Below are 21,027 nucleotides of genomic sequence, written 5' to 3' on the forward strand. Positions count from 1 at the left end.
TTTCCCTTTTCGTTTGCACCCGTCCGGGTGCCTGAACCCCTTGTTGCAAAATGCATCTTGTTTTGCAAACGGGTTGCGAAGTGACGCTAATTCTCAACTTGTTCCGCGAATCCGTTCGAGAAAGCCATCGAGCTCGCGTTCCAGGCCGGCGCTCTGATCGGCCAACCCCTCGGCGGTTTCGCGCAGTTCCAGCGCCGAGCGGGCCGAGCGCGCCATCACTGCGCCCATGCGCTCCAGATTGCCCGTAACCGTCGTCATCGTCGCCGCCGTGCCGTCCAGGGCCTGGCCGATGCCGCCGATGGCCACCTCCTGGGCGCCGACCGCCGCCGACAGGGCCTCGGTCAAACCCGAGACCCGGCCGACCTCGCTGGAGATATGACCGATACCCTCGACCGTTCCGGCGATGGCTTGGCGGATATCCTCGACATGGCCGGCGATTTCCTCGGTTGCCCGGTTGGTCTGCTGGGCAAGGGTCTTGACCTCGCCGGCGACCACGGCGAAGCCCTTGCCCGCCGCGCCGGCGCGGGCGGCTTCGATGGTGGCGTTGAGCGCCAGAAGATTGGTCTGGGCGGCGACGCTGGTGATCAGATCGACCACCTGACCGATGCGCTCGGCCGCCGCCGACAGGGCGGCGACGCGGCTTTCGGCCTCGGTGGTTTCGGCAAGGGCGCCGGTGATGGCGCTTTGCGATTGGGCCAGATGATCGCGCGCCAGCCCGGCCGAGCGCACCAGTTCATGGGCGCTCGTCACCACCTCGGCCAGGGTTTGGGCGGCGGCGGCGATCAGATCGGCGACGCCGCGTCCGGCCTCGTCGGTTTCGCCGGCCTCGTCGGCCATGCGCCGCCCCTTGTCGGTGATCAGATGGGCCGCGCGGTCAAGATCGGTGGCGAGGTGGCGGACGCTGCGCTCGAAGCCATCGGCCAGATCAAGCAGGGCGGCGCGCCGGTGGCGTTCGGCCTCTTCCCCCTCGCGCCGGCGCTCGGCATGCAAGCGATCAACCTCGGCGGCGTTGCGCTTGAAAACGGCGACCGCCTCGGCCATGCGGCCGATTTCATCGCGACGCCCGAGTCCGGGCACCTCGACGTCGCTTTCCCCGGCGGCCAGGGCCAGCATCGTCCGTTCGATCCGCCCGAGAGGGCGATAGATCGACTGGCCGACCAAAGCGGAGGCCAGAACGAACAGCACCAGCAAGCCGCCCCCGCCCCACGACAGCAAGGTCAGCATATGGGCGCGGGTTTCCACGAAGCGCTGGCGGGCCAGGGTGGTTTCCTGATCGGCGAGGGCGACGATCTCGGCCAGATCGCGCTCAAAAGCGTCAAGGGCGGCGGTCAGGGTGGCGCCGGCGGCCTTGCTGGTTTCGACGGCGGCGATATAGCCGGTCAGCCCCTTGGTATAGGCGCCCACCGCCGAGGACAGCCGCGTCGCCGTATCGGCGTCAAAAGGCCCGCCCATCAGGGCGAAGTCGAATTCATTGGCGGCCTTGCGCAAGCGGCCCAAGGCGTCCGGCCCGGGGGCGATCAGAAAGCCCTGTTCAAAGCGCTTGACCTGGGCCAGCTTGACGGCGATCTGGCCGACATTGGGCCATTGGGCAAGCTCGCCCTCGATGCCGGCGATCACCCCGGACAAGTGACCGCGCAGCCCTTCGCCTTCGCCCACGCCCAGGGTTTCCTGGGCGGCGGCGGCCGTGGCCATCTTGGCCTCCAAGGCGGCGGCCCCGGTCATCAGGCGATCGAGCGTCGGCTTACCCGCCTCGCCGATCCCGGCGGCCGCCGCCAGAACGCCGACCCGGCCGAGATCGCCCCGCGCGGCTTCGGCCAGCGCGCGGAAGCGGGCCACCGCCTCGGCGCGTTCGGTGGCGTAGGACTGATGGGCCAGCCGCAGGCCGGCGACGTTGAGGGCGATATCCTTGACCCCAAGATCGATGTCGCGCAGCACGGCGCGGCGGTCCTCGATCTCGCGGCTGGCCGCCTCGCTGACGAAATGGATGGCGACGGCGCCGCCGAAAGCCAAAAGCCCAAGCAGCACCAAAATCACCATCCGCGCGCCGATCGGGATGGAAAACCCGGCCAAGGGTGAGCGGTTCAGCCGTGCCAGAAACCGGCCACGACCGGAAGAGGCGGCCGAGGGGGAGGGGGGAGAAGCGAAGGACCGCTCCATCCCCCCGGAAGGCGAATAGGCCGTGGCGAACGAGGCTTTCATGGGCACCCTATGGGGCAACGGGAAAATGAAACGACGCGCCCAGCGATACGCTGGCCATCGGGTTGGCGCGGACCGTAGCACCGGGGTTCGGAGGGTAATGGGACAGTTCCGTGAAAATGCCCCGTCCCGGGTGTCCCTTCTGGCAAAAAGGCCATACCCGCTTGCCGAGAGCGGGACCGGTGGCCGGCGACGGCGATGGTTGCCAGGGCGCAAGCGCCTTGCTAGATCAAGGCCGGTCCAAGCTCCCAAGGAGAACCCCCATGCCGCCGATGCCCGCCGCCTGTCCCTTCCGGGGGCTGCGTCTGCTGGCCCTGGCCCTGCTGCTGGTCAGTGGCGGAGCGTTGATGGCCGCGCTCTATGCCGAGTTCGCCCTTGGCTTGGAGCCTTGCGTTCTGTGTCTTTACGAACGCGGTCCCTGGGTTTTGGCCGCCCTGCTCTGCGCCATCGCCTTTCAGCCCGGGCTTGACGCGTCGTGGCGTCGCCGCCTGCTCGGCCTCTGCGCCCTGGCCTTTTTTGGCAATGCGCTGCTCGCGGGCTTTCATATCGGCGTCGAACAGCATTGGTGGGCGGGCACGGATGCCTGCGGGCCGACGGCGGCCGGACCGGGCGTCGGGTCCTTGGGCGATCTGCGGGCGGCGATGAGCGCCCCGGCCCCGGCCACGGCGCGCTGCGACACGCCGTCTTGGACCTTCCATGGGCTGACCCTGGCCGGACTCAACCTGATTTTATCGCTGATCCTGGGCGGGGTGACGGGTTGGCGGGTGCTGCGCCGCGACGATAGCCACCCCATATAAACGCCGGTCCGCGTTTTCTAGGAGCCTTCCCGCCATGACCTCGCCGTCCTCGCGCACCCCCCGGGGGTCCACTCCGCCCTTCGAACCCTCGGCCGACGAGCTGGTTCTTCACGCCAGCGGCCGCAAGACCGCCGAGGACCGCCTGCCCGGCGATCCGTCGCCCGCCGCGCTGATAGACCGCTTCCTGCGCGTCGATCAGGCCGGCGAGCATGGCGCCGTGCGCATCTACCAGGGGCAATTGGCCGTGCTCGGCCGACGTTCGGCCAATGTCGGGGTCTTGCGCCACATGTTGGCCCAGGAAGAGGTTCACCTCGCCACCTTTGACAAGCTGGTCGCCGACCGCCGGGCCCGCCCGACCCTGCTTGGCCCGCTGTGGCATGTCGCCGGCTTCGCCTTGGGGGCGGGAACCGCCCTGCTTGGCGAAAAGGCGGCGATGGCCTGCACCACCGCCATCGAAGAGGCGATCGACGGCCATTACAAAGATCAATACGACCGCCTGGGCGATGACGAACTGCCGCTGAAGGCCACCATCGACACCTTCCGCCGCGAGGAACTGGAACACCGCGATATCGGCTATGCCAATGGCGCCCGCCAAGCCCCGGCCTTTCCGGTGCTGAGCGGGGCGATCAAGGCCGGAGCCAAGCTGGCGATCTGGGTCTCCGAACGGGTCTGACGCCCCCGGCGACCGAGATTAGTTTTTGGCGCGGCGGGCGAGCAGCAGCGACGCCAGACCGACAAGGCCCAGGATATAGCCGATGCCGCCCAGGATATCGTGGAAGGCGATGCGGTCATCCTGGGCGTCAAGCTGGTCCTCGATCGGTCGCAGCTTGCGCGAGAGCAGGGCATCCAGGGCGGCGAGATCCCTGCCCGCGAGGGCGGCGAGATCATTGCCCGTCCCCCCTTCGCCAGTCGCCACCACGGAAGCCATCGCGACCGGGACGGCGGGGGCGGAATTCGGCGCGCCGCCGGGCAGGCCGGGGGGCAGATCGCGGGCGGGAACCGTCATCTCGGCGCGGTGACCATCGCCGGAATTGACGACAATAACGTGATCGACGCCTTCGCGGGCCAGGAACCGGAAGCCGCCATCGGCGCCGGTCACCGCCGTTCCCAGCTCGCGGCCATCGGGGGCGCTGAAACGCACCGTCACTCCCTGGGGATAGCGGCCGCCGCCGAAATAGGCGCTGCCGACGATCTCGGCGCCTTCGACGGTGGCGAACATCTTGAGCTTATGGGCGAAGGCCAGCGGCGGCGCGGCGCTTGCCAGAAGGCCGATCCCCAGGCAGAGGATCAGGAGACGAAGGATCCCGACCATGGGCGACCTCCCTGTCGCGGAAGCATCTCGGGACGGACACGGTGGAGCAGGGCGACGGCGGCGCCGGTAATCAGCGATTCCAGGCCGATCACCGGCAGATTGCCCAGCACCACCAACCCGGCCGCCGGCAGGAAGGCCTGATCGGACAGGGCCAAAACTCCGGCGACCAGCAGGGCGGAAACCAGCACCGCCAGCCCGCCGCAGATCGCCGCCAGCACCGGCGCCCGCGACGGCGCCAGCCGATCGGCCAACCCCCGGAAGAGCGCCCAGGCCAGCACCGCCGGGGCGGCCATGGTCAGGGTGTTGACGCCAAGCACCAGAAGGCCGCCGAAGCCGAAGAACACCGCCTGCAGGGCCAGTCCGACCAGAATGGCCGGAAAGGCCGCCCAACCCAACATCAGGCCGATCAGCCCGCTGAGCACGAGATGGGTGCTTGTCGGTCCCAGCGGCACATGGATCAGACTGGCGACGAAGAACACCGCCGAAAACAGGCCACAGGTCGGCAGACGCTCGGCATCGATGGCGCGCAGGCCCTTGGCGACGCCGGCGACGGCGACGACCGTCAGCGGCGCCGCCACGGAGAGCGGGACGATCCCCTCGGCGATATGCATGGCCTTGATCCTTTGGCTAAAACAAGAGTCTCGCCGGCCTTATTTGGCGGGCATATCGACCGTATGGACCCAGAGCAGGGCGCCTTCCTCCACCGGCACGCTTTCGCCCGTCGGACTGGTCATCGGCTTGGGCCCTTCAAGCAGGGCGGCAAAGCCCCACCAGCCGGCCTTAGGCATGGCGAAATGGAAGGTTCCGCCGCCATCGGCCTTGACCACCTGGGTGACGAAGACATCGTCGGGCGCGGTGATCGTGCCTTGGCTGCGGTATTCTACTTCGACGACGGCCCCGGGCACCGGCTTGCCGTCGCGGGTGACGACGCCCGAAAAGACGTTGCCGGTATAAAGCCCATAGGGGCGGGTCAGCGGCAGGATCTCGACGGGCAGGCCGACGGCGGCGTCCCACCCCTCATCGGCGCCGAAGGCATCGACCACCACCTTGGTGTAATGGACGATCATCACGCCTTCCGCCGGCTCCCAATAGGGGGCGGGCTCGATCCAGAAAATGTAATCGCCCGGCTTCTTGGCGGTGAACTCGGCGCGATAGGCCGCCTTGCCGTCGATGACGACCGGCGAGAGGCTGTTGAGCAACGAAGTGGTCTGACCGTCGACCGTCACCGCGAAGCGCGCCGGTTTGCCCATCGCCATCACCGGGCCGTTCTGCATCGGATGGGTGAAGGTCGCCGACAGCGTGACCTTGCCGCCCGTCACCTCGCCGACCAGCGGCGGATCGGGGATCAGTTCCTGGAAATGGGCCTGGGCGGGCAGGGCGGCGAAGACCGACAGGGCGGCAAGGGCGCAAGCGCGTAAAAAGTGGGAACGAAGCGAGACGTCGGGCATTGGTCTCGAGTCCTTTGAGCGCGAGGAGCGGAAAGGGATCAGGGTTGGCTCAGCTATATACCGCGTCGCATAATGTTTTGCGGCAGCGACCCTAAGGCGGCGCTCGACCCTTGTCCACTGTTCAAAACCACTCGGGCGGTAAGAAATAAGCGGGGGAGCCCGGTCCCGGGCGGCGACGGACCACATAAGTGACACACATCAATGCGCGCCGACCGGCGCTGACGTTCCCTTTCCGGTCGGAGGAAACGAACGGGACAACCCGTCATGCCAACACTGACCAAGGGACTCGCGGTTTTCGCCTTCCTGGCGATTCCGCTGTGCTTGATCATCGCCCTGTCGGAAGCCGACAGGCGAACGACGTTGTCTTTGGAGGCGGCGGAACGAACCAGTTTTCGTTTGGCCATGCGCAGCCATGTCATCGATCTCGACGAGATTCTGACGGCGATGGCCAAGGGCGATTACGACACGGCGGCGACCATCGCCTCGGACCGCATGGACAGCGCCGGTCAAAGGGCGCATCACCTGTCCGACATCATCCTTCCCGGTCCCGATACCCCGGCTTTCCGCGAGACCGAGCGCGCCCTCCATAACGCCGCCGACCGCTTCGGCGAAGCCGCGCGCGCCTCTCCGGGAAGCCCGGAAATGCGGGCGCGCTACCAGGAGCTGGTGGCGGTCTGCCAGGGCTGCCACACGTCCTTCCGCATCGACCCCGGCTTCTGACCCCCCGTCCGGCCAGCCCTGGGCCGGCCCTGGGCCAGCCGCCGCGCCGTTCTTTGGATGATTGCGCCAAAGGGCCGGCCGGGGCACTGTGCGCGGAGCAGTTCCCGCCTTCGGGCAGTCTCTTCAGGGCCGAGCGTTCCCTTGCCGACTACCCCGCGCGTCATCGCCATCAGCCCGATTCTCGCCGTGCGCGACGTCGCCGTCAGCGTGGCCTTTTATGTGCGCTATCTTGGCTTCCGCAAGGTCTTCGTCATGGAGGATCTGTCTTATGGGGTGGTGGCGTTTGATAGCCACGCCGTGCATTTCACCCGCAGCGAAGACAAGGCGGCGCTGCGGGCGACGCGGGGGCGCACCGCCATCTATATCCGGGTCGATCATATCGAGCCGCTGTGGAACCGCGTCTATCAGGCGGCGCCGCCCACCCCGGTGCGCAGCCTGGAAACCCATCCCTGGGGCATGCGCGAGTTCCACGTTCAAGATCCCGACGGCTGCCTGTTGCGTTTCGGCGAGGAAGCCGGCTGAGGGGGCCCTCAGCCGTAGTCGCGGGCGTCTTCGATCACTTTGCCGTCGTTGGGCAGGGATCCCGGGGTGACGAACCGCACCTCGCCGCGCAATTTGGTCACCACCCGCAGGCTTTCGGCCACCTGATCGGCCAGATCCAGGGTCTCGGTGGTTTCGCAGACCAGGGTCATGACGTCGCCGCCCTCGATCCGCGTCACGATCAGCCGGGCCTTGGCCAAGGCGTCATGGCGGCGGACCACGTCGGCCACCTGCTGGGGATGGACGAACATGCCCTTGACCTTGGTGGTCTGATCGGCCCGCCCCATCCACCCCTTGATCCGCATGTTGGTCCGTCCGCAGGGGCTGGGGCCGGGCAGGGTGGCCGAAAGATCGCCGGTGGCGAAGCGGATCAGCGGATATTCGGGGGTGAAGGTGGTGACCAGCACCTCGCCCACCTCGCCCGGCGCCACAAGATCGCCGGTCCCCGGGCGGACGATTTCCAATATCACCCCCTCATCCACCACCATGCCTTCCACCGCCCCCGAGTCGTCGGGGGATTCATAGGCGATCAGCCCCAGATCGGCGGTCGAATAGCACTGATAGGTGGGAATGCCGCGCTCGGCGAACAGGGTGCGCTGGGGCGGCAGATAGGCTTCGGCCGAGACCAGGCCCTTTTTCAGCGACGAAATATCGGCGCCAAGGTAATCGGCCTTGTCGAGCAGGATCGCCAGGAACGACGGCGTGCCGACATAAGCGGTCGGCCGCAGGGCGGCGATCGCCTGCAGCTGCTGTTCGGTCTGGCCGGTGCCGGCGGGAAACACCGGGCACCCCAGGGCCTGGGCACCATCGTCGAAGATCCAGCCGCCGGGGGTGAAGTGATAGGCGAAGCAGTTATGAACCAGATCGCCCGGACGGAAGCCGGCGGCGAACAGGGCGCGCGACAGCCGCCAGTAATCGCTGCGCTTGCCCTCGGGCTCATAGATCGGGCCGGGGGATTGCAGCACCCGGCTGAAGGCGCCGCGGCTGGTGGCGAAGCCGCCGAAGGGCGGGGCTTCGGCCTGAAGGCTGATCAGCGCCGATTTGCGGGTCACCGGCAAGGCGGCCAGGGCCTCGCGGCTGGTGATGGCGGGCGGATCGATATCGGCCAGCAGCCGGGCATAGGCCGGGGCATGGTCCTTGGCATGTTGGATCAGCCCGGGAAGGGCGGCCGCCTGCTCGCGGTCCCTGACCTCGGGCTCACGGGTTTCCAGGGCGTCGAAGAAGCGAACCATGGCCACTCCTTTTGGCGAGAGGGAAGGCGATAGGGAAACACCATTATAACCAACGCTTGCGGCGTTTGTAGGATTTCAGGTTCTTGAAAGACTTGCGGTGGTCGCCGCCGCCGCCAAGGTAGAATTCCTTGACGTCCTCGTTGGACATCATCTGATCGGCCGGGCCGTCAAGCACGACCTTGCCCGATTCAAGGATATAGCCGTAAGAGGCCGCCCCCAGCGCCATGCGGGCGTTTTGTTCGACGACCAGCAAGGTGATGCCCAGGGCCTGATTGAGGCTGCGGATGATCGAGAACACCTCTTTGACCAGCAGCGGCGACAGCCCCATCGAGGGCTCATCAAGCAGTATCAACTTGGGGCGCGCCATCATCGCCCGGCCGATCGCCAGCATCTGCTGTTCACCCCCCGAAAGATAACCGGCAAGCCCGGTGCGTTCGCGCAGGCGCGGGAAGTAATCAAGCACCATCTCCAGATCACGACGCACGGCGGGCGCCCCGTCGCGGCGGGTGAAGGCGCCCAGCCGCAGGTTTTCGATCACCGTCATATCCTCGATGATCCGGCGCCCCTCCATCACCTGGAAGATGCCCCGGCGCACGATCTTTTCGGGATCGAGGTTGGTGATGACCTCGCCCATGAAGCGGACCTCGCCGCGCGTCACCAAACCGTTTTCGGTGCGCAGCAATCCCGAGATCGCCTTGAGGGTGGTTGATTTGCCCGCGCCATTGGGGCCAAGCAGGGTGACGATCCCGCCGGCCGGAACATCAAGGCTGACGCCGCGCAGCACCAAGATGACGTCGTCGTAGACCACCTCGATGTTATTGACCGACAGAATCGGCTCGGCCGCGGAAGCAAGCGGCTCACCCGGCAAGGCCGCCGTCGCATCACCCATGATCGTCTCCTCGTCGCCAAGCGGGGGAGGCCGGCGGGGGATAAAAGCGCCCCCGCCGGGTCGCGGCCGTTGTTTCTAATAACCCAGCCAGTCGTCGCGCCGGGGCAGGTCGGTTTCGGCGATCTTGTGGATCTCGCTGCCGTTCTGCATCTGGTAGATGAAGACCTTGGTCATGCCGCGATGGTCCTCGGGCGTCCAGGTCGAGGGAATGCACACCCCTTCCAGGCCCTTGGGCACCCAGTCCTTGCGGGCGTACATGGCGTTGCGGATGGACTCGCCGGTCAACCCGCCATGGGCCTTGGCCCATTCCATCGCCTCTTTCATATAGAAGGTGGAACAGACGCCGCGAATGTAGTGATGGGTGCGCGGCGTCTCCGAGCCGGCGATCTCGCGCACCAGCGCCAGCCCCGGCGCATCATCGCCCCAAAAGGCATTGGCGGCGACGAAGACATAGCCATCGCCATCGGCGCCCAGGGTCTTCTGGGTTTCCGAATCTCCGCCCCAGATATTGGCCATGTATTGGGCATCGGTGCCCACCGTCTTGCACGATTTGACCAACGAGACGACCGAGGGACCGAGATTGGCGACATAAACGTAATTGGCCCCGCTTTGCTTGATGGTCAGGCATTGGGCCTTGAAGTCGCCGGGCTTGAGCGACACCACCACCGGCGGCAGCACCTCGAAGCCCAGTTCCGTAGCGAAATCGGCGCAGGCCTCCTTGGGGGCGTTGGGATAGGGGTGGTTGTCGCCGGCATGGATGAACTTCGGTTTGCCCTCCTTGCCCTTGGCCTTCCAATCGCCCTCGGCCCATTGCACCAGGGCGCGGCAGGCGTCGGAATAGCTGGGACCATAGAAGAAATTATAGGGGGCGGGCTTCTGGGTTTTCGGGTTCTTGCCGGTGGGATCGGTGAGATGGCCGGAATAGGAGCCCGAGAGCACCGGGATCTTGTCCTTGGCGACGAAACTGATCAGCGCCTCCGTATCGCCCGTACCCCAGCCCTGCAGGGCGACCATCTTGTTCTGGCTGGTCCATTTCTTGTAAAGGGCGATGGCGCGCGGCACCTCATAGGCGTAATCGACCGATTCGAAATCAAGCCGGGTGCCGTCGATGCCGCCATGGGCGTTGATCCAGACAAGGGCGTCGTTGACCCCCTCGCCATAGAGCTTGCCGACAAAGCCGGTGGCTCCGGTCACATCCTTGAGATGGCCAACGAACACGCTGTCGTCGGCCTGGGCCCCGCCAAAGGGGGAGAGCATCGCCAGCAAGGCGCCGGCCAGGGTCGCGCTTAGCACCGTCTTCATGGTTTGTGTAACCTCCCGGAACGGACCCTTCGGGCCCTTTGGTTTTTTTAAAAAAAAGCGAGGGGATAAAAAAGGTTAGTGAGAGAAGGGGTAGAGCTTCCAATAGGTCTTGATCAGCCGCCAGCGGTGGGCGAGGCCATCGGGTTCAAAGATCAGGAACAAGATGATCGCCGCGCCGATGGCCATTTCGCGGAAGAACGGCAGGCCGTTGATCACCGCCGGCCGGTTGCCCCATTGGGTGGTCTGCAAGGCGGCGATCACCGCCCCCATGACCTCGGGCAGGGCGACCATGAAGATCGTTCCCAGCATCGCCCCCATCACGCTGCCCAGGCCGCCGATGATGATCATGCCCAGGAACTGGATCGACAGCAGAATGGTGAAGGCCTCGGCCGAGACGAACATCAGGTAATGGCCGTAAAGCGCCCCGCCGATGCCGGCATAAAAGGCGGCGATGCCAAACGACATCACCCGGTAGCGGGTCAGGGCGATGCCCATCACCTCGGCCGATAGATAATGGTCGCGCAGGGCGACGAAGGCCCGGCCGTCGCGCGAGCGCATCAGGTTCGCCGCCATGACGAACAAGACGATGGTGAAGCTGAGCGACAGCAGGAAATAGCGGGCGTCGTTATCGAAGGCGAAGGATCCCAGCATCGGCGTATCGGCCATCGCCCCCGACGAGCCGCCGGTGAACCAGTCCATGCGAACGAACAGGTCTTCGATGATGAACTGGGCGGCCAGGGTGGCGATCGCCAGATAAAGCCCCTTGATCCGCGCCGCCGGCGCCCCGAACAGCAGGCCGGCGGCGGCGCTCATCAGACCGGCCAGGGGAATGCAGACCAGGACCGGCAAGCCGACGCGGGTGTTGAGCCAGGCCGAGGAAAAAGCACCGACCCCGAAGAAGGCGGCATGGCCCAGCGAGATCTGGCCGGTGAAGCCGACCAGGATGTTCAGGCCAAGGGCGGCGATGGCGTAGTAGCAGACCTGAATACCCAGCGAGAGGGCATAGCCATCGGCGAAAAGGCGCAAGACCGGCAGGCTTGCCAAAGGCGGAAAGGCCTGGGGCAGGATGACCAGCCCATAGAGCGCGCACAGGAACCCAACCATCGCCCAGCGGCTGGTGGGAGTGTCGAAGATCTTGGTATCGGCGCGGTAGCTGGTGCGGAAGTCACCGCAAGGCCGCAAGGACAGGGTCGCCATGGCCTTACACCCGCTCGATTTTCTTGGTGCCGAACAAGCCATAGGGCTTGATGACCAGGATGGCGATCAGCACCCAGAACGGCGCGATGGTCAGCATATTGCCCCAGTGCAGATACTGGCCGTCGACGAATTCCGCGCCGTTTTCCAGAACGCCGATGATCAGCCCGCCGACAATGGCGCCGATGATGCTGTCTAGCCCGCCCAGGATCACCGCCGGAAACACCTTGATGCCGACGAACGACAAGGCCGAGGACACGCCGTTGACCATGCCCATCACCACCCCGGCCAAGGCGCTGACCATGGCCGAGATCGCCCAGGCCATGGCGAAGACGCGCTTGACCGAGATCCCCAGGGATTGGGCGGCCTGCTGGTCGAAGGCGGTGGCCCGCATCGCCAGCCCGTGGCGCGAATAGCGGAAGAAATAGTAAAAGCCGATCATGATAATGATCGAGATGGCGAAGCTCATCAGATAGGCCGGCTCGACATTCAGGCCGGCGATAGTGACGGACTCGGCCTCGAAGATCTTGGGGAAGCTGCGGGCACTTTGGCCGAAGACCCAGTTGACCAGGGCGCGCAGGAAGATCGACAGCCCGATGGTCACCATGATCACCGAGATGATCGGCTCGCCGATCATCGGCCGCAGCACCACGACCTGGAGCAAGACGCCAAAGGCCATCATGAAAACCAGGGTGAACAGAAAGCCGAGAACGAAGGGAAGCTGGAAATCGGTCAGCAGCGAAAAACAGACCCAGGCGCCGATCAGCAGGAATTCCCCCTGGGCGAAGTTCACCACCTGCGTCGACTTGTAGATGAGCACGAAGCACATCGCCACCACGCCATAGAGCGTGCCGACGATCACCCCGTTCAGCAGAAGCTGGAACAGAAGCTCCCCGTTCATGCGTCGTCCTCCCTGTCTGCGCGCCTTGCGGCGGCGCCCGGAGCCTTTTTTCGGCTTCCTGGGCGGATTTTGAGGTGACTATCCGGTCATTCCGCGGCCTTTGACGCAATCGGGCCGTTCTCATCGGCCGAAATCAGGGTTTCCACCTTAAGACGGGTCTGGATGCGCGCCGTCGTGCCATCCTGGAAGGTGATATGGGTATCGATGTCGACGGCGTCGTCCCCCTGGTAAAGGGCGGTGATCTCCTTGGCGTATTTCTCGGCGACCACGCCGCGCCGCACCTTGCGCGTGCGCGTCAGCTCGCCGTCGTCGGGATCAAGCTCCTTGTAGAGCAGCAAGAACTTGCGCACGCGCTGGGCGGCGGGCAGGCTGGCGTTGACCCGCTCGACCTCGGCGCGCAGCAGGGCATACACCTCGGGCCGGGCGGCGAGGCTGGAATAGCCGGTAAAGGAAATCGCCCGCTGTTCGGCCCATTTGGCCAGGATTGACCAGCGGATGCAGATGATGGCGGCCAGATAGGGCCGGTCGCGCCCCAGGATCACCGCCTCGGCGATGAAGGCCGAGAATTTCAGCTTGTTTTCGATGAACTGCGGGCTGAAGCGCACGCCATTGCTCATCACCGCCAGATCCTTCACCCGGTCGATCACCACCAGATGGCCGTTTTCTTTTTTCAGGAAGCCGGCGTCGCCGGTATGGAGCCAGCCATCGCGCAGGTCATCGATCGCCGTGGCGTCGCCCGCTCCGAAATACCCGGCGAACAGCCCCTGGTCGCGGCCGAGGATCTCGCCCACCCCCTCGGCATCGGGGTTGTCGATGCGCACCGCCGATTTGGCGAAGGGCAGGCCGACGGTTTCGGGATCGATGTCGCCGGCGCGGTGGATGACATAGGCCCCGGCCAGTTCGGTCTGGCCATAGAGCTGCTTGAGCGGCACCCCCATGGCATGGAAAAACGAAAAGGTCTCCGGCCCCATCGCCGCGCCGCCGGTGGCGGCGCTGGTCAGGAAGGAAAAGCCCAAGCGGTCGCGCAAGGCGCGAAACAGCAGCGCCTCGGCCAGCCAGGAGCGGCGGTTGCGCGCCAGCGCCCGTTTGCCAAGGCCCATGCCGATCTCGAACATCGCCCGCTTGAAGGGGCTGGCGTCCATCATCCGCGCCCGCACATCGGCGGCGATCCCCTCCCAAACGCGGGGGGCGAGCAGAACGAAGCGCGGGCCGATCTCGCGCAGATCGGCCATGGTGGTCGCCTCCTCCTCGACGAAGTTGACGATGCCGCGCGCAATCAGCGCCTGACCGACCGCATAGACCTGCTCCATGATCCAGGGCAGCGGCAGCACCGAGACGTAATCATCGCCGGGATGGCGCGGATCGGCCTCGAGGTAATCAAGGCAATGGCGCAGGAAGGCCCCGGCCTGGAGCATCGCCAGCTTGGGCCGCGCCGTGGTGCCCGAGGTGGTGCACAGCACCGCCACGTCGTCGCCATGGCCCGCCGCCACCTCGCGCTCGTAAAGCCCGGGGTCGCGGGCGTCGAGGGCGCGGCCCCGGGCCTTGAGGTCGTCTTGCGAAATCAGCCGGGGATCGCTGTATTTGCGCAAGCCCCGGGGATCGCAATAAACGATATGGCGCAGGCTGGGCACCCGCGCCGCCAGGGTCAGCAGCTTGTCAACCTGCTCCTCGTCCTCGGCGATCACCGCCACGGCGCCGGAATGGGCCAGCAGGTAGTCCGCCTCGTCGTCGAGCACGTCCTTGTAGATGCCAAGCGAGGCGCAGCCCAGGGCATGGGCGGCGATCTCGCCCCAAAGCCATTCGGGGCGGTTGGCGCCAAGCAGGGCGATCACCTGCCCGCGCTCTACCCCCAGATCCTTCAGCCCCAGGGCGTAAAGCCGCACCATGAGCCCGTACTCGGCCCAGGTGACCTCTTTCCAGATCCCCAGATCCTTTTCCCGCAGTGCGATATCCTGGGGGAAGCGTTTGGCGTTGTCGGCCAGAACCTTGGGAAAGGTGTCGAGCCGGTGGACATCGGCATACTCGGGGGCGCGGCGGGAACGTCTGGATGCCATCAGGCGGTCTCCCCGGCGGTCTTGGCGGGTGGCACCGCCGCGTCGTCGTCGTTCTCGCCGAGATAGGCCCGGCGCACCTGGGGATGGGCCATGATCGCCGCTGGCGGCCCCTCGGCGATCTTCTGGCCGAAATCGAGCACCATCACCGTATGGCTGATATCCATGACCACGCCCATGTCGTGCTCGATCATGATCACCGTCATCCCCCATTCCTCGTTGAGATCGACGATGAAGCGGGCCATGTCCTCCTTTTCCTCCTGGTTCATGCCGGCCATCGGCTCGTCGAGCAAGATCAGGTCGGGTTTAAGCGCGATCGCCCGGGCCAGTTCGACCCGCTTGCGCAACCCATAGGACAGCGTGCCGGCGGTGGCCTTGCGGATGGCGCCGATCTCCAGGAAATCGATGATGTCCTCGACGGCGCGGCGGTGCTCCAGCTCCTCGGCCTGGGTCCCGCCCAGCCAATAGAGCGCCCCGCCGACGAAGCCGTTGCGCAGCAGGTGATGGCGCCCGACCATGATGTTGTCGAGCACGCTCATATGGCCAAACAGCGCGAGGTTCTGGAAGGTCCGGCCCAGGCCAAGCCCGGTGCGGCGATCGGGCGGCAGGGCGGTGACGTCGCGCCCCTTGAACAGCACCTTGCCCTGGGTCGGCCGGTAGCGCCCCGAGATGCAGTTCATCATCGAGGTCTTGCCCGCCCCATTGGGGCCGATGATGGCGAACAAGGCGCCGGCGGCGACCGTGGTCGAGACCATGGTCAAGGCCCGTACCCCCCCGAAATGAAGGGACACGTCGCGCACTTCCAGGATCGGCGAATCCTTGGACATCAACAGCGGCCTCCCTTGTCGGCCGCTCTTCCCCCCGGACTCGTTAGACCGGACCGGTTTTGGTGGTTGAGCGGCTTTCTCGACTACCGACTTAACGCAAACGTAAAGACCGGTCAAGCCGCCACCCCACCCCAAGACCTTCGGCCGCCAACCTTCCTGGGGTACCGGCGCCGATTTCGTCGGGTTGTGACGGCGGTTCCGTGCTATGAGAAAGATTGGTGGTGGAGGGTGCCAGAGGGTCAAAACCGGCGAGAATTCTGGACAGCGGGGCGCGGATGTGGTGTATGGCGACCGCGCCCCGGGCTCGATCCTTGACGGAAAACGACCCCGGCTCACCAGTCGGCGGGGCCCCAATCAACGCAGCCAAGGAGTCCATCCATGCCCTTGTGCGGTCACGATACCCTCAAAACCCGCAAGACCCTTTCCGTCAATGGAAAGGACTACGACTATTTCAGCCTGGAAGCGTCCGGCCTGGGCGACATTTCGCGCCTGCCCTATTCCCTGAAGGTCCTGCTTGAAAACCTGCTGCGCTACGAAGACGGCCGCAGCGTCTCCACCGACGACGCCAAGGCCGTTGTCGACTGGCAAAAGGACCGCCGGTCCGACCGCGAAATCGCCTTCCGTCCGGCCCGCGTGCTGATGCAGGACTTCACCGGCGTTCCCGCCGTCGTCGATCTGGCCGCCATGCGCGAGGCGGTGGTCGCCCTGGGCGGCGACCCCAAAACCATCAATCCGCTGTCGCCCGTCGATCTGGTCATCGATCATTCGGTGATGATCGATCACTTCGGCGCCGCCGATTCGATGAAGCGCAACATGGACCTGGAGTTCGAGCGCAACGGCGAACGCTACGCCTTCCTGCGCTGGGGTCAGAAGGCCTTCAACAACTTCCGGGTCGTGCCCCCCGGGGTCGGCATCTGCCATCAGGTCAATCTGGAATATCTGGCCAAGGGCGTGTGGACCGGCCGCGAGGGCGATCGCACCCTGGCCTATCCCGATACCCTGGTGGGAACGGATTCGCACACCACCATGGTCAATGGCCTGGGCGTTCTGGGCTGGGGCGTCGGCGGCATCGAGGCCGAGGCGGCGATGCTGGGCCAGCCGATCTCCATGCTCATCCCCGAGGTCATCGGCTTCAAGCTGACCGGCAGCCTGAAGGAAGGCACCACCGCCACCGATCTGGTGCTCACGGTCGTCGAGATGCTGCGCAAAAAGGGCGTCGTCGGCAAGTTCGTCGAATTCTTCGGCGACGGCTTGGATAACCTGCCGCTGGCCGACCGGGCGACCATCGCCAATATGGTGCCCGAATACGGCGCCACCTGCGGCATCTTCCCGATCGATGCCGAAACCCTGCGCTATCTGCGCTTCACCGGCCGCGACGAAGACTCCGTCGCCCTGGTCGAAGCCTATGCCAAGGCCCAGGGGATGTGGCGCCAGACCGGATCGGCCGAACCGCTGTTCACCGATACCCTGGCTCTCGACATGGGCACGGTCGAGCCCTCGCTCGCCGGTCCCAAGCGTCCCCAGGACCGCGTGGCCCTGTCGGCCGCCGCCCCCGCCTTCAAGCAGGCGCTGAAAACCCTGGCGCCCGAGGCTCCGGCCGACCGCTCCATCCCGGTCGCCGGCACCGATTACACGCTGAACGACGGCGACGTGGTCATCGCCGCCATCACCTCGTGCACCAATACCTCCAACCCCTCGGTGCTGATGGCCGCCGGTCTGGTGGCCAAAAAGGCCGTCGAACGCGGGCTGACCAGCAAGCCCTGGGTCAAGACCTCGCTCGCCCCGGGGTCGCAGGTGGTGTCGGATTACCTGAACAAGGCCGGGCTGCAGACCTATCTCGACCAGCTTGGCTTCAACGTCGCCGGCTATGGCTGCACCACCTGCATCGGCAATTCCGGGCCGCTGGCCGATGGCATCATCGATGCGGTCGACGATAACGGTCTGGTGGTCACCGCCGTTCTGTCGGGCAACCGCAACTTCGAGGGCCGCATCAGCCCGCAGGTCAAGGCCAACTATCTGGCCAGCCCGCCGCTGGTCGTCGCCTATGCCATCGCCGGCAGTCTCAAGGCCGATATCACCACCGCGCCGCTCGGCAAGGACGCCGAGGGCGTCGAGGTCTTCCTGCGCGATATCTGGCCGACCGCCAAGGAGGTCGCCGACGCCATCAGCGCCTTCATCAGCCCCGACATGTACCGGGCCCGCTACGCCAACGTCTTTGACGGTCCGGCGGAATGGCAGGCGGTGGCGGTGGCCGAGGGCGAGACCTACGCCTGGGACAGCCGCTCGACCTATGTCCAGCATCCGCCCTATTTCCAGGGCATGGACGCGACGCCGAAGCCGCCCCAGGACATCCTGGCCGCCCGGCCCTTGGCGATCCTTGGCGATTCGGTCACCACCGACCACATCTCGCCGGCCGGATCGATCAAGGCCACAAGCCCGGCTGGGGCCTATCTGAGCGAGCATGGCGTCGACCAGAAGGACTTCAATTCCTACGGCGCCCGCCGGGGCAACCATGAAGTGATGATGCGCGGCACCTTCGCCAATATCCGCATCCGCAACGAAATGGCCCCGGGCACCGAAGGCGGCGTGACCAAGCATCAGCCCTCGGACGAGGTGATGGCGATCTATGACGCGGCGATGAAATACGCCGCCACCGCCACGCCGCTGGTCATTCTGGGCGGCAAGGAATACGGCACCGGATCGTCGCGCGACTGGGCGGCCAAGGGTACCAACCTGCTGGGCGTCAAGGCGGTCATCGTCGAAAGCTTCGAGCGCATCCACCGTTCCAATCTGGTCGGCATGGGCGTCTTGCCCCTGCAGTTCAAAGAGGGAACGGATCGCAAGACCCTGGGCTTGGATGGCACGGAGACCTTCGAAATCCGCGGCGTGGCCGCTCTCAAGCCGCGCCAGGACGTGAGCGTCGAGGTGACGCGGGCCGATGGCACCCGGCTTTCCTTCGACGCGCTCTGCCGAATCGATACCCTCGATGAACTCGATTACTTCCGCAACGGCGGTATCTTGCAATACGTGCTGCGCAATCTCGCCAGCGCCTGAGACGACGACCCGCTAACGAAGGGCCCCCTGAGCGCGGGGCCCTTCGCTCTTTTTTTCCCGCTGGCCGGACCGGGTATGCCAGACCGGGTATGAAAGGGAGGAGACCGTGATGAAATCCTGTGTGGCACTGCGCCATGTGGCCTTCGAGGACCTGGGCGCCTTCGCCGAGCCGCTCAAACGCGCGGGCTATCAGGTGAGCTACCGCGACGCCGGCGTCGATTCCCTCAAGGACCTCGATCCCGACCTTCTGATCGTTCTGGGCGGACCGATCGGCGTTTACGACGAGGCGATCTATCCGGTTTTGAGCGAGGAGATCGCCCTGCTCACCGATCGGCTCAAGGCCCGCCGGCCGACGATGGGCATCTGCCTGGGGGCTCAGTTGATCGCCCGCGCCCTTGGCGCGCGGGTGTATCCCTCCGGGATCAAGGAAATCGGCGTCTTGCCGATTTCCTTAAGCGCCGCCGGGCAGAAATCCTGCTTGGCGCCCTTCGCCGAAGATCCCTTGGCCCTGCATTGGCATGGCGATACCTTTGATCTGCCGGCCGGAGCCACCTTGCTGGCCTCGACCCCGGCCTGCGCCCATCAGGCCTTTTCCCTAGGCCGCTCGATCATCGCCTTCCAGTTCCATCCGGAAGCCGGGGCGCGCGGCTTCGAGCGCTGGCTGATCGGCCATGGGCTGGAAATCGCCAGCGCCGGGCTGTCGGTTCCGGCGCTGCGCGCCGATATGGCCCGCCATGGCGCGGCGTTGGAGGCCAAGGCCGCCCGCACCCTGGCGCTGTGGCTCGACGGGCTGGTGGTCGCCGAGGCCAGCACTCTGCCGATCGCCGGCCTGTAAGACGGAGGCCGTAAAACGGGGTGGCCTCAGGCCTGTTTGACCTCGCCCAGGAAATCGCGCACGGCGGCGTCCAGGGCGGCGCCATCGGCCTGCAGGCGAGTGGCCGACCGGGCGACGGCGCCGGCCAAAGCCCCGGTTTCCTCGGCCCCGCCATTGACTTCGGCGATGGTGCGCGACACCGCCCGGGCGCTGTCGGCGGTCTGGGCGATGCTGCGGGCGATTTCGCGGGTGGCGACATCTTGCTGGGCGACCGCCGCCGCCACGCCGGCGACCAGATCCTCGACCCGGGTAATGGCTTGACCAATGCCGGCGAGGGCGTCGACCGCCTCGCGGGTTTCGGCCTGGACGGTGGCGATATGGGCGGCGATGTCGCCGGTCGCCCGCGTCGTTTGTCCGGCCAGGGTTTTCACCTCGCCGGCGACCACGGCGAAGCCCTTGCCGGCCTCGCCGGCGCGCGCGCTTTCGATGGTGGCGTTGAGCGCCAGAAGATTGGTCTGGCTGGCGATATCGGTAATCAGCCCGACGACGTCGCCGATCCGCCCCGCCGCCTCGGTAAGGGTCTTCACCCGCTGATTGGTCTGCTCGGCCTGACGCACGGCGCCGCGGGCGCTTTCGCTTGAGGTTTCAACCTGCCGGGCGATTTCGCTGATCGAGGCGGTCAACTGGCTGGTCGCGGCCGAGACGGTTTCGACATTTTCCGAGGTGGTCGCCGTCGCCCCCGACACCGTGGCGGCGCGGACCCGGGTCTGCTCGGCGGTCGCCCCCAGGGTATCAGCCGCCCGATGCAGACCGCTGACCCCCTCGGCCATGGCGGTGACCAGACCGGCCACCCGGTCCTCGAAGCGGGCCGTCGCCGCCATCACCCGCTGCTGACGGGCGTCGCGGGCCTGACGCTCGCGCGCTTCGGCGGCGCGCCGCCGGCTTTCCTCGACCAGGGTGGTCCGCCACTGCTCGATCGCCCCGGCCAAAGGGGCGATTTCGGTGCGCGCCTCGGTCCCGGGCACCGGCGTCGCCGTCTCGCCGGCCGACAAGCGGGCGACGGCGGCGTTGAGGGCGCCGAGCGGCCGGGTGATCGAGCGCAGCACGGCAAGGCTGAGCACCGCGCCGACGGCGACGGCGAGGGCGATCAGGGCCAGCATCGCCAGGGTGGTGGTCTTCTGGCGGACGGCGCTCTCGGCATAGTCGCTTTGGGCCAAATCAAGCTGAAGCGAGATCAGGGCGCGCAGGCCCTCGGTCACCGGATCGATCGCCTTGGGCAGCTCGCGGTTGGCAAAGCCGAGCAGCGAAATCTTGTCCTTCTTTTGCAGAAGGCCGCGCAGCTTGGCCGCCGCCGCGTCGGCTTCGGCCAGCAGTGGCGTCAGCCGCTCGCTCGCCTCGCGTTCGCCCAGTGCCTGCGGCTTGGCCTGATAGCCTCGCCAAAGCCGCCCGGCCTCGGCCAGGGCGCCGTCAAGCCGGGCGATCCCTTCGGCATAGGACACCGTGCCGCCAAGGATCCGATGGGTGTTGTCAACGACGTCGCGGGCATAAAGATCGGAAAGCTGCTTAAGCTCAGCCAGCGGGATCACGCGGTTTTCGTGGATGTCATCAAGCGCGCCTTGACCGCTTGCCATCCCCCACAGGCCCAGCCCGCCGACCCCAAGCAGCAAAAGCAGCAGCGCCCCGGTAACGCCAAACAACCGGGCCCGGATGGAAATATCGCGCAACATGATCGTGCCCTTTTCGCCGGCTC

At 66.2% G+C, this 21,027-nt stretch carries 18 protein-coding genes; 6 read left to right on the plus strand and 12 right to left on the minus strand.

What is annotated here, in order from left to right; translation table 11 throughout:
• Window positions 1–93 precede the first annotated feature (93 nt).
• Entirely contained in the window at window positions 94–2,199 is a 2,106-nt protein-coding gene (locus tag RRU_RS20150) for a methyl-accepting chemotaxis protein (RefSeq protein ID WP_011391243.1), read from the minus strand.
• Between the two features lie 260 nt (window positions 2,200–2,459).
• Between RRU_RS20150 and RRU_RS18070 the strand changes: the two genes are divergently transcribed.
• Together RRU_RS18070 and RRU_RS18075 are read left to right on the plus strand one after the other, a co-directional pair.
• The gene (locus RRU_RS18070) at window positions 2,460–2,993 is read left to right on the plus strand and encodes a disulfide bond formation protein B (RefSeq protein WP_011391244.1); all 534 of its coding nucleotides are present in this window, start codon (window positions 2,460–2,462) and stop codon (window positions 2,991–2,993) included.
• 34 nt (window positions 2,994–3,027) lie between these two features.
• Complete coding sequence (locus RRU_RS18075; RefSeq protein WP_011391245.1) at window positions 3,028–3,666, plus strand: demethoxyubiquinone hydroxylase family protein; 639 nt, start codon at window positions 3,028–3,030, stop codon at window positions 3,664–3,666.
• An 18-nt stretch (window positions 3,667–3,684) separates the two neighbouring features.
• Here RRU_RS18075 and RRU_RS18080 read toward each other — a convergent pair whose 3' ends face one another.
• From RRU_RS18080 to RRU_RS18090, 3 genes are read right to left on the minus strand one after another with little or no spacing between them, the layout of a single operon-like run.
• Window positions 3,685–4,305, minus strand: a complete 621-nt coding sequence (locus tag RRU_RS18080) for a hypothetical protein (RefSeq protein ID WP_014626606.1) — start codon at window positions 4,303–4,305, stop codon at window positions 3,685–3,687.
• Window positions 4,281–4,916: a cobalt transporter CbiM gene (gene cbiM, locus RRU_RS18085; protein ID WP_011391247.1), complete on the minus strand. Its 636-nt coding sequence runs from the start codon at window positions 4,914–4,916 to the stop codon at window positions 4,281–4,283. Before cbiM ends, RRU_RS18080 begins: the two co-directional genes overlap by 25 nt.
• A gap of 39 nt (window positions 4,917–4,955) precedes the next feature.
• Window positions 4,956–5,753, minus strand: coding sequence for a DUF4198 domain-containing protein (locus RRU_RS18090; protein ID WP_011391248.1), 798 nt, complete (start codon window positions 5,751–5,753; stop codon window positions 4,956–4,958).
• A 264-nt stretch (window positions 5,754–6,017) separates the two neighbouring features.
• On the opposite strand from RRU_RS18090, the gene RRU_RS18095 reads away from it, so the two are divergent.
• Both RRU_RS18095 and RRU_RS18100 read left to right on the plus strand, forming a co-directional pair.
• Entirely contained in the window at window positions 6,018–6,473 is a 456-nt protein-coding gene (locus tag RRU_RS18095; protein ID WP_011391249.1) for a cytochrome c, read from the plus strand.
• 141 nt (window positions 6,474–6,614) lie between these two features.
• Window positions 6,615–6,995: a bleomycin resistance protein gene (locus RRU_RS18100; RefSeq protein ID WP_014626607.1), complete on the plus strand. Its 381-nt coding sequence runs from the start codon at window positions 6,615–6,617 to the stop codon at window positions 6,993–6,995.
• A gap of 8 nt (window positions 6,996–7,003) precedes the next feature.
• On the opposite strand, the gene RRU_RS18105 is transcribed toward RRU_RS18100, so the two are convergent.
• The 7 genes from RRU_RS18105 to RRU_RS18135 form a co-directional block, all read right to left on the minus strand.
• Window positions 7,004–8,245 carry a phenylacetate--CoA ligase family protein gene (locus RRU_RS18105; RefSeq protein WP_011391251.1) on the minus strand — a complete coding sequence of 414 codons (1,242 nt, stop codon included), beginning with the start codon at window positions 8,243–8,245 and terminating at the stop codon, window positions 7,004–7,006.
• Between the two features lie 43 nt (window positions 8,246–8,288).
• Window positions 8,289–9,134 carry an ABC transporter ATP-binding protein gene (locus RRU_RS18110; RefSeq protein WP_011391252.1) on the minus strand — a complete coding sequence of 282 codons (846 nt, stop codon included), beginning with the start codon at window positions 9,132–9,134 and terminating at the stop codon, window positions 8,289–8,291.
• A gap of 75 nt (window positions 9,135–9,209) precedes the next feature.
• Window positions 9,210–10,436 (minus strand): ABC transporter substrate-binding protein, encoded by a 1,227-nt coding sequence (locus tag RRU_RS18115; protein ID WP_011391253.1) that lies wholly within the window; start codon window positions 10,434–10,436, stop codon window positions 9,210–9,212.
• Window positions 10,437–10,511: 75 nt separating this feature from the next.
• On the minus strand, window positions 10,512–11,633 hold the full coding sequence (locus RRU_RS18120; protein WP_011391254.1) for a branched-chain amino acid ABC transporter permease: 1,122 nt from the start codon (window positions 11,631–11,633) through the stop codon (window positions 10,512–10,514).
• 4 nt (window positions 11,634–11,637) lie between these two features.
• The gene (locus tag RRU_RS18125) at window positions 11,638–12,531 is read right to left on the minus strand and encodes a branched-chain amino acid ABC transporter permease (RefSeq protein ID WP_011391255.1); all 894 of its coding nucleotides are present in this window, start codon (window positions 12,529–12,531) and stop codon (window positions 11,638–11,640) included.
• An 86-nt stretch (window positions 12,532–12,617) separates the two neighbouring features.
• Window positions 12,618–14,585, minus strand: coding sequence for a long-chain fatty acid--CoA ligase (locus RRU_RS18130; RefSeq protein WP_011391256.1), 1,968 nt, complete (start codon window positions 14,583–14,585; stop codon window positions 12,618–12,620).
• Window positions 14,585–15,409 (minus strand): ABC transporter ATP-binding protein, encoded by an 825-nt coding sequence (locus RRU_RS18135; protein ID WP_011391257.1) that lies wholly within the window; start codon window positions 15,407–15,409, stop codon window positions 14,585–14,587. The genes RRU_RS18130 and RRU_RS18135 overlap by 1 nt, the downstream gene beginning before the upstream one ends.
• Window positions 15,410–15,787: 378 nt before the next feature.
• On the opposite strand from RRU_RS18135, the gene acnA reads away from it, so the two are divergent.
• Together acnA and RRU_RS18145 are read left to right on the plus strand one after the other, a co-directional pair.
• Entirely contained in the window at window positions 15,788–18,463 is a 2,676-nt protein-coding gene (gene acnA / locus RRU_RS18140) for an aconitate hydratase AcnA (protein ID WP_011391258.1), read from the plus strand.
• Window positions 18,464–18,572: 109 nt separating this feature from the next.
• Window positions 18,573–19,298 carry a glutamine amidotransferase gene (locus tag RRU_RS18145; RefSeq protein ID WP_011391259.1) on the plus strand — a complete coding sequence of 242 codons (726 nt, stop codon included), beginning with the start codon at window positions 18,573–18,575 and terminating at the stop codon, window positions 19,296–19,298.
• Between the two features lie 26 nt (window positions 19,299–19,324).
• Here RRU_RS18145 and RRU_RS18150 read toward each other — a convergent pair whose 3' ends face one another.
• Window positions 19,325–21,004 carry a methyl-accepting chemotaxis protein gene (locus RRU_RS18150; protein WP_014626608.1) on the minus strand — a complete coding sequence of 560 codons (1,680 nt, stop codon included), beginning with the start codon at window positions 21,002–21,004 and terminating at the stop codon, window positions 19,325–19,327.
• Window positions 21,005–21,027: the final 23 nt, after the last annotated feature.

It is taken from the genome of Rhodospirillum rubrum ATCC 11170 (genome assembly GCF_000013085.1).
GTDB lineage: Bacteria > Pseudomonadota > Alphaproteobacteria > Rhodospirillales > Rhodospirillaceae > Rhodospirillum > Rhodospirillum rubrum.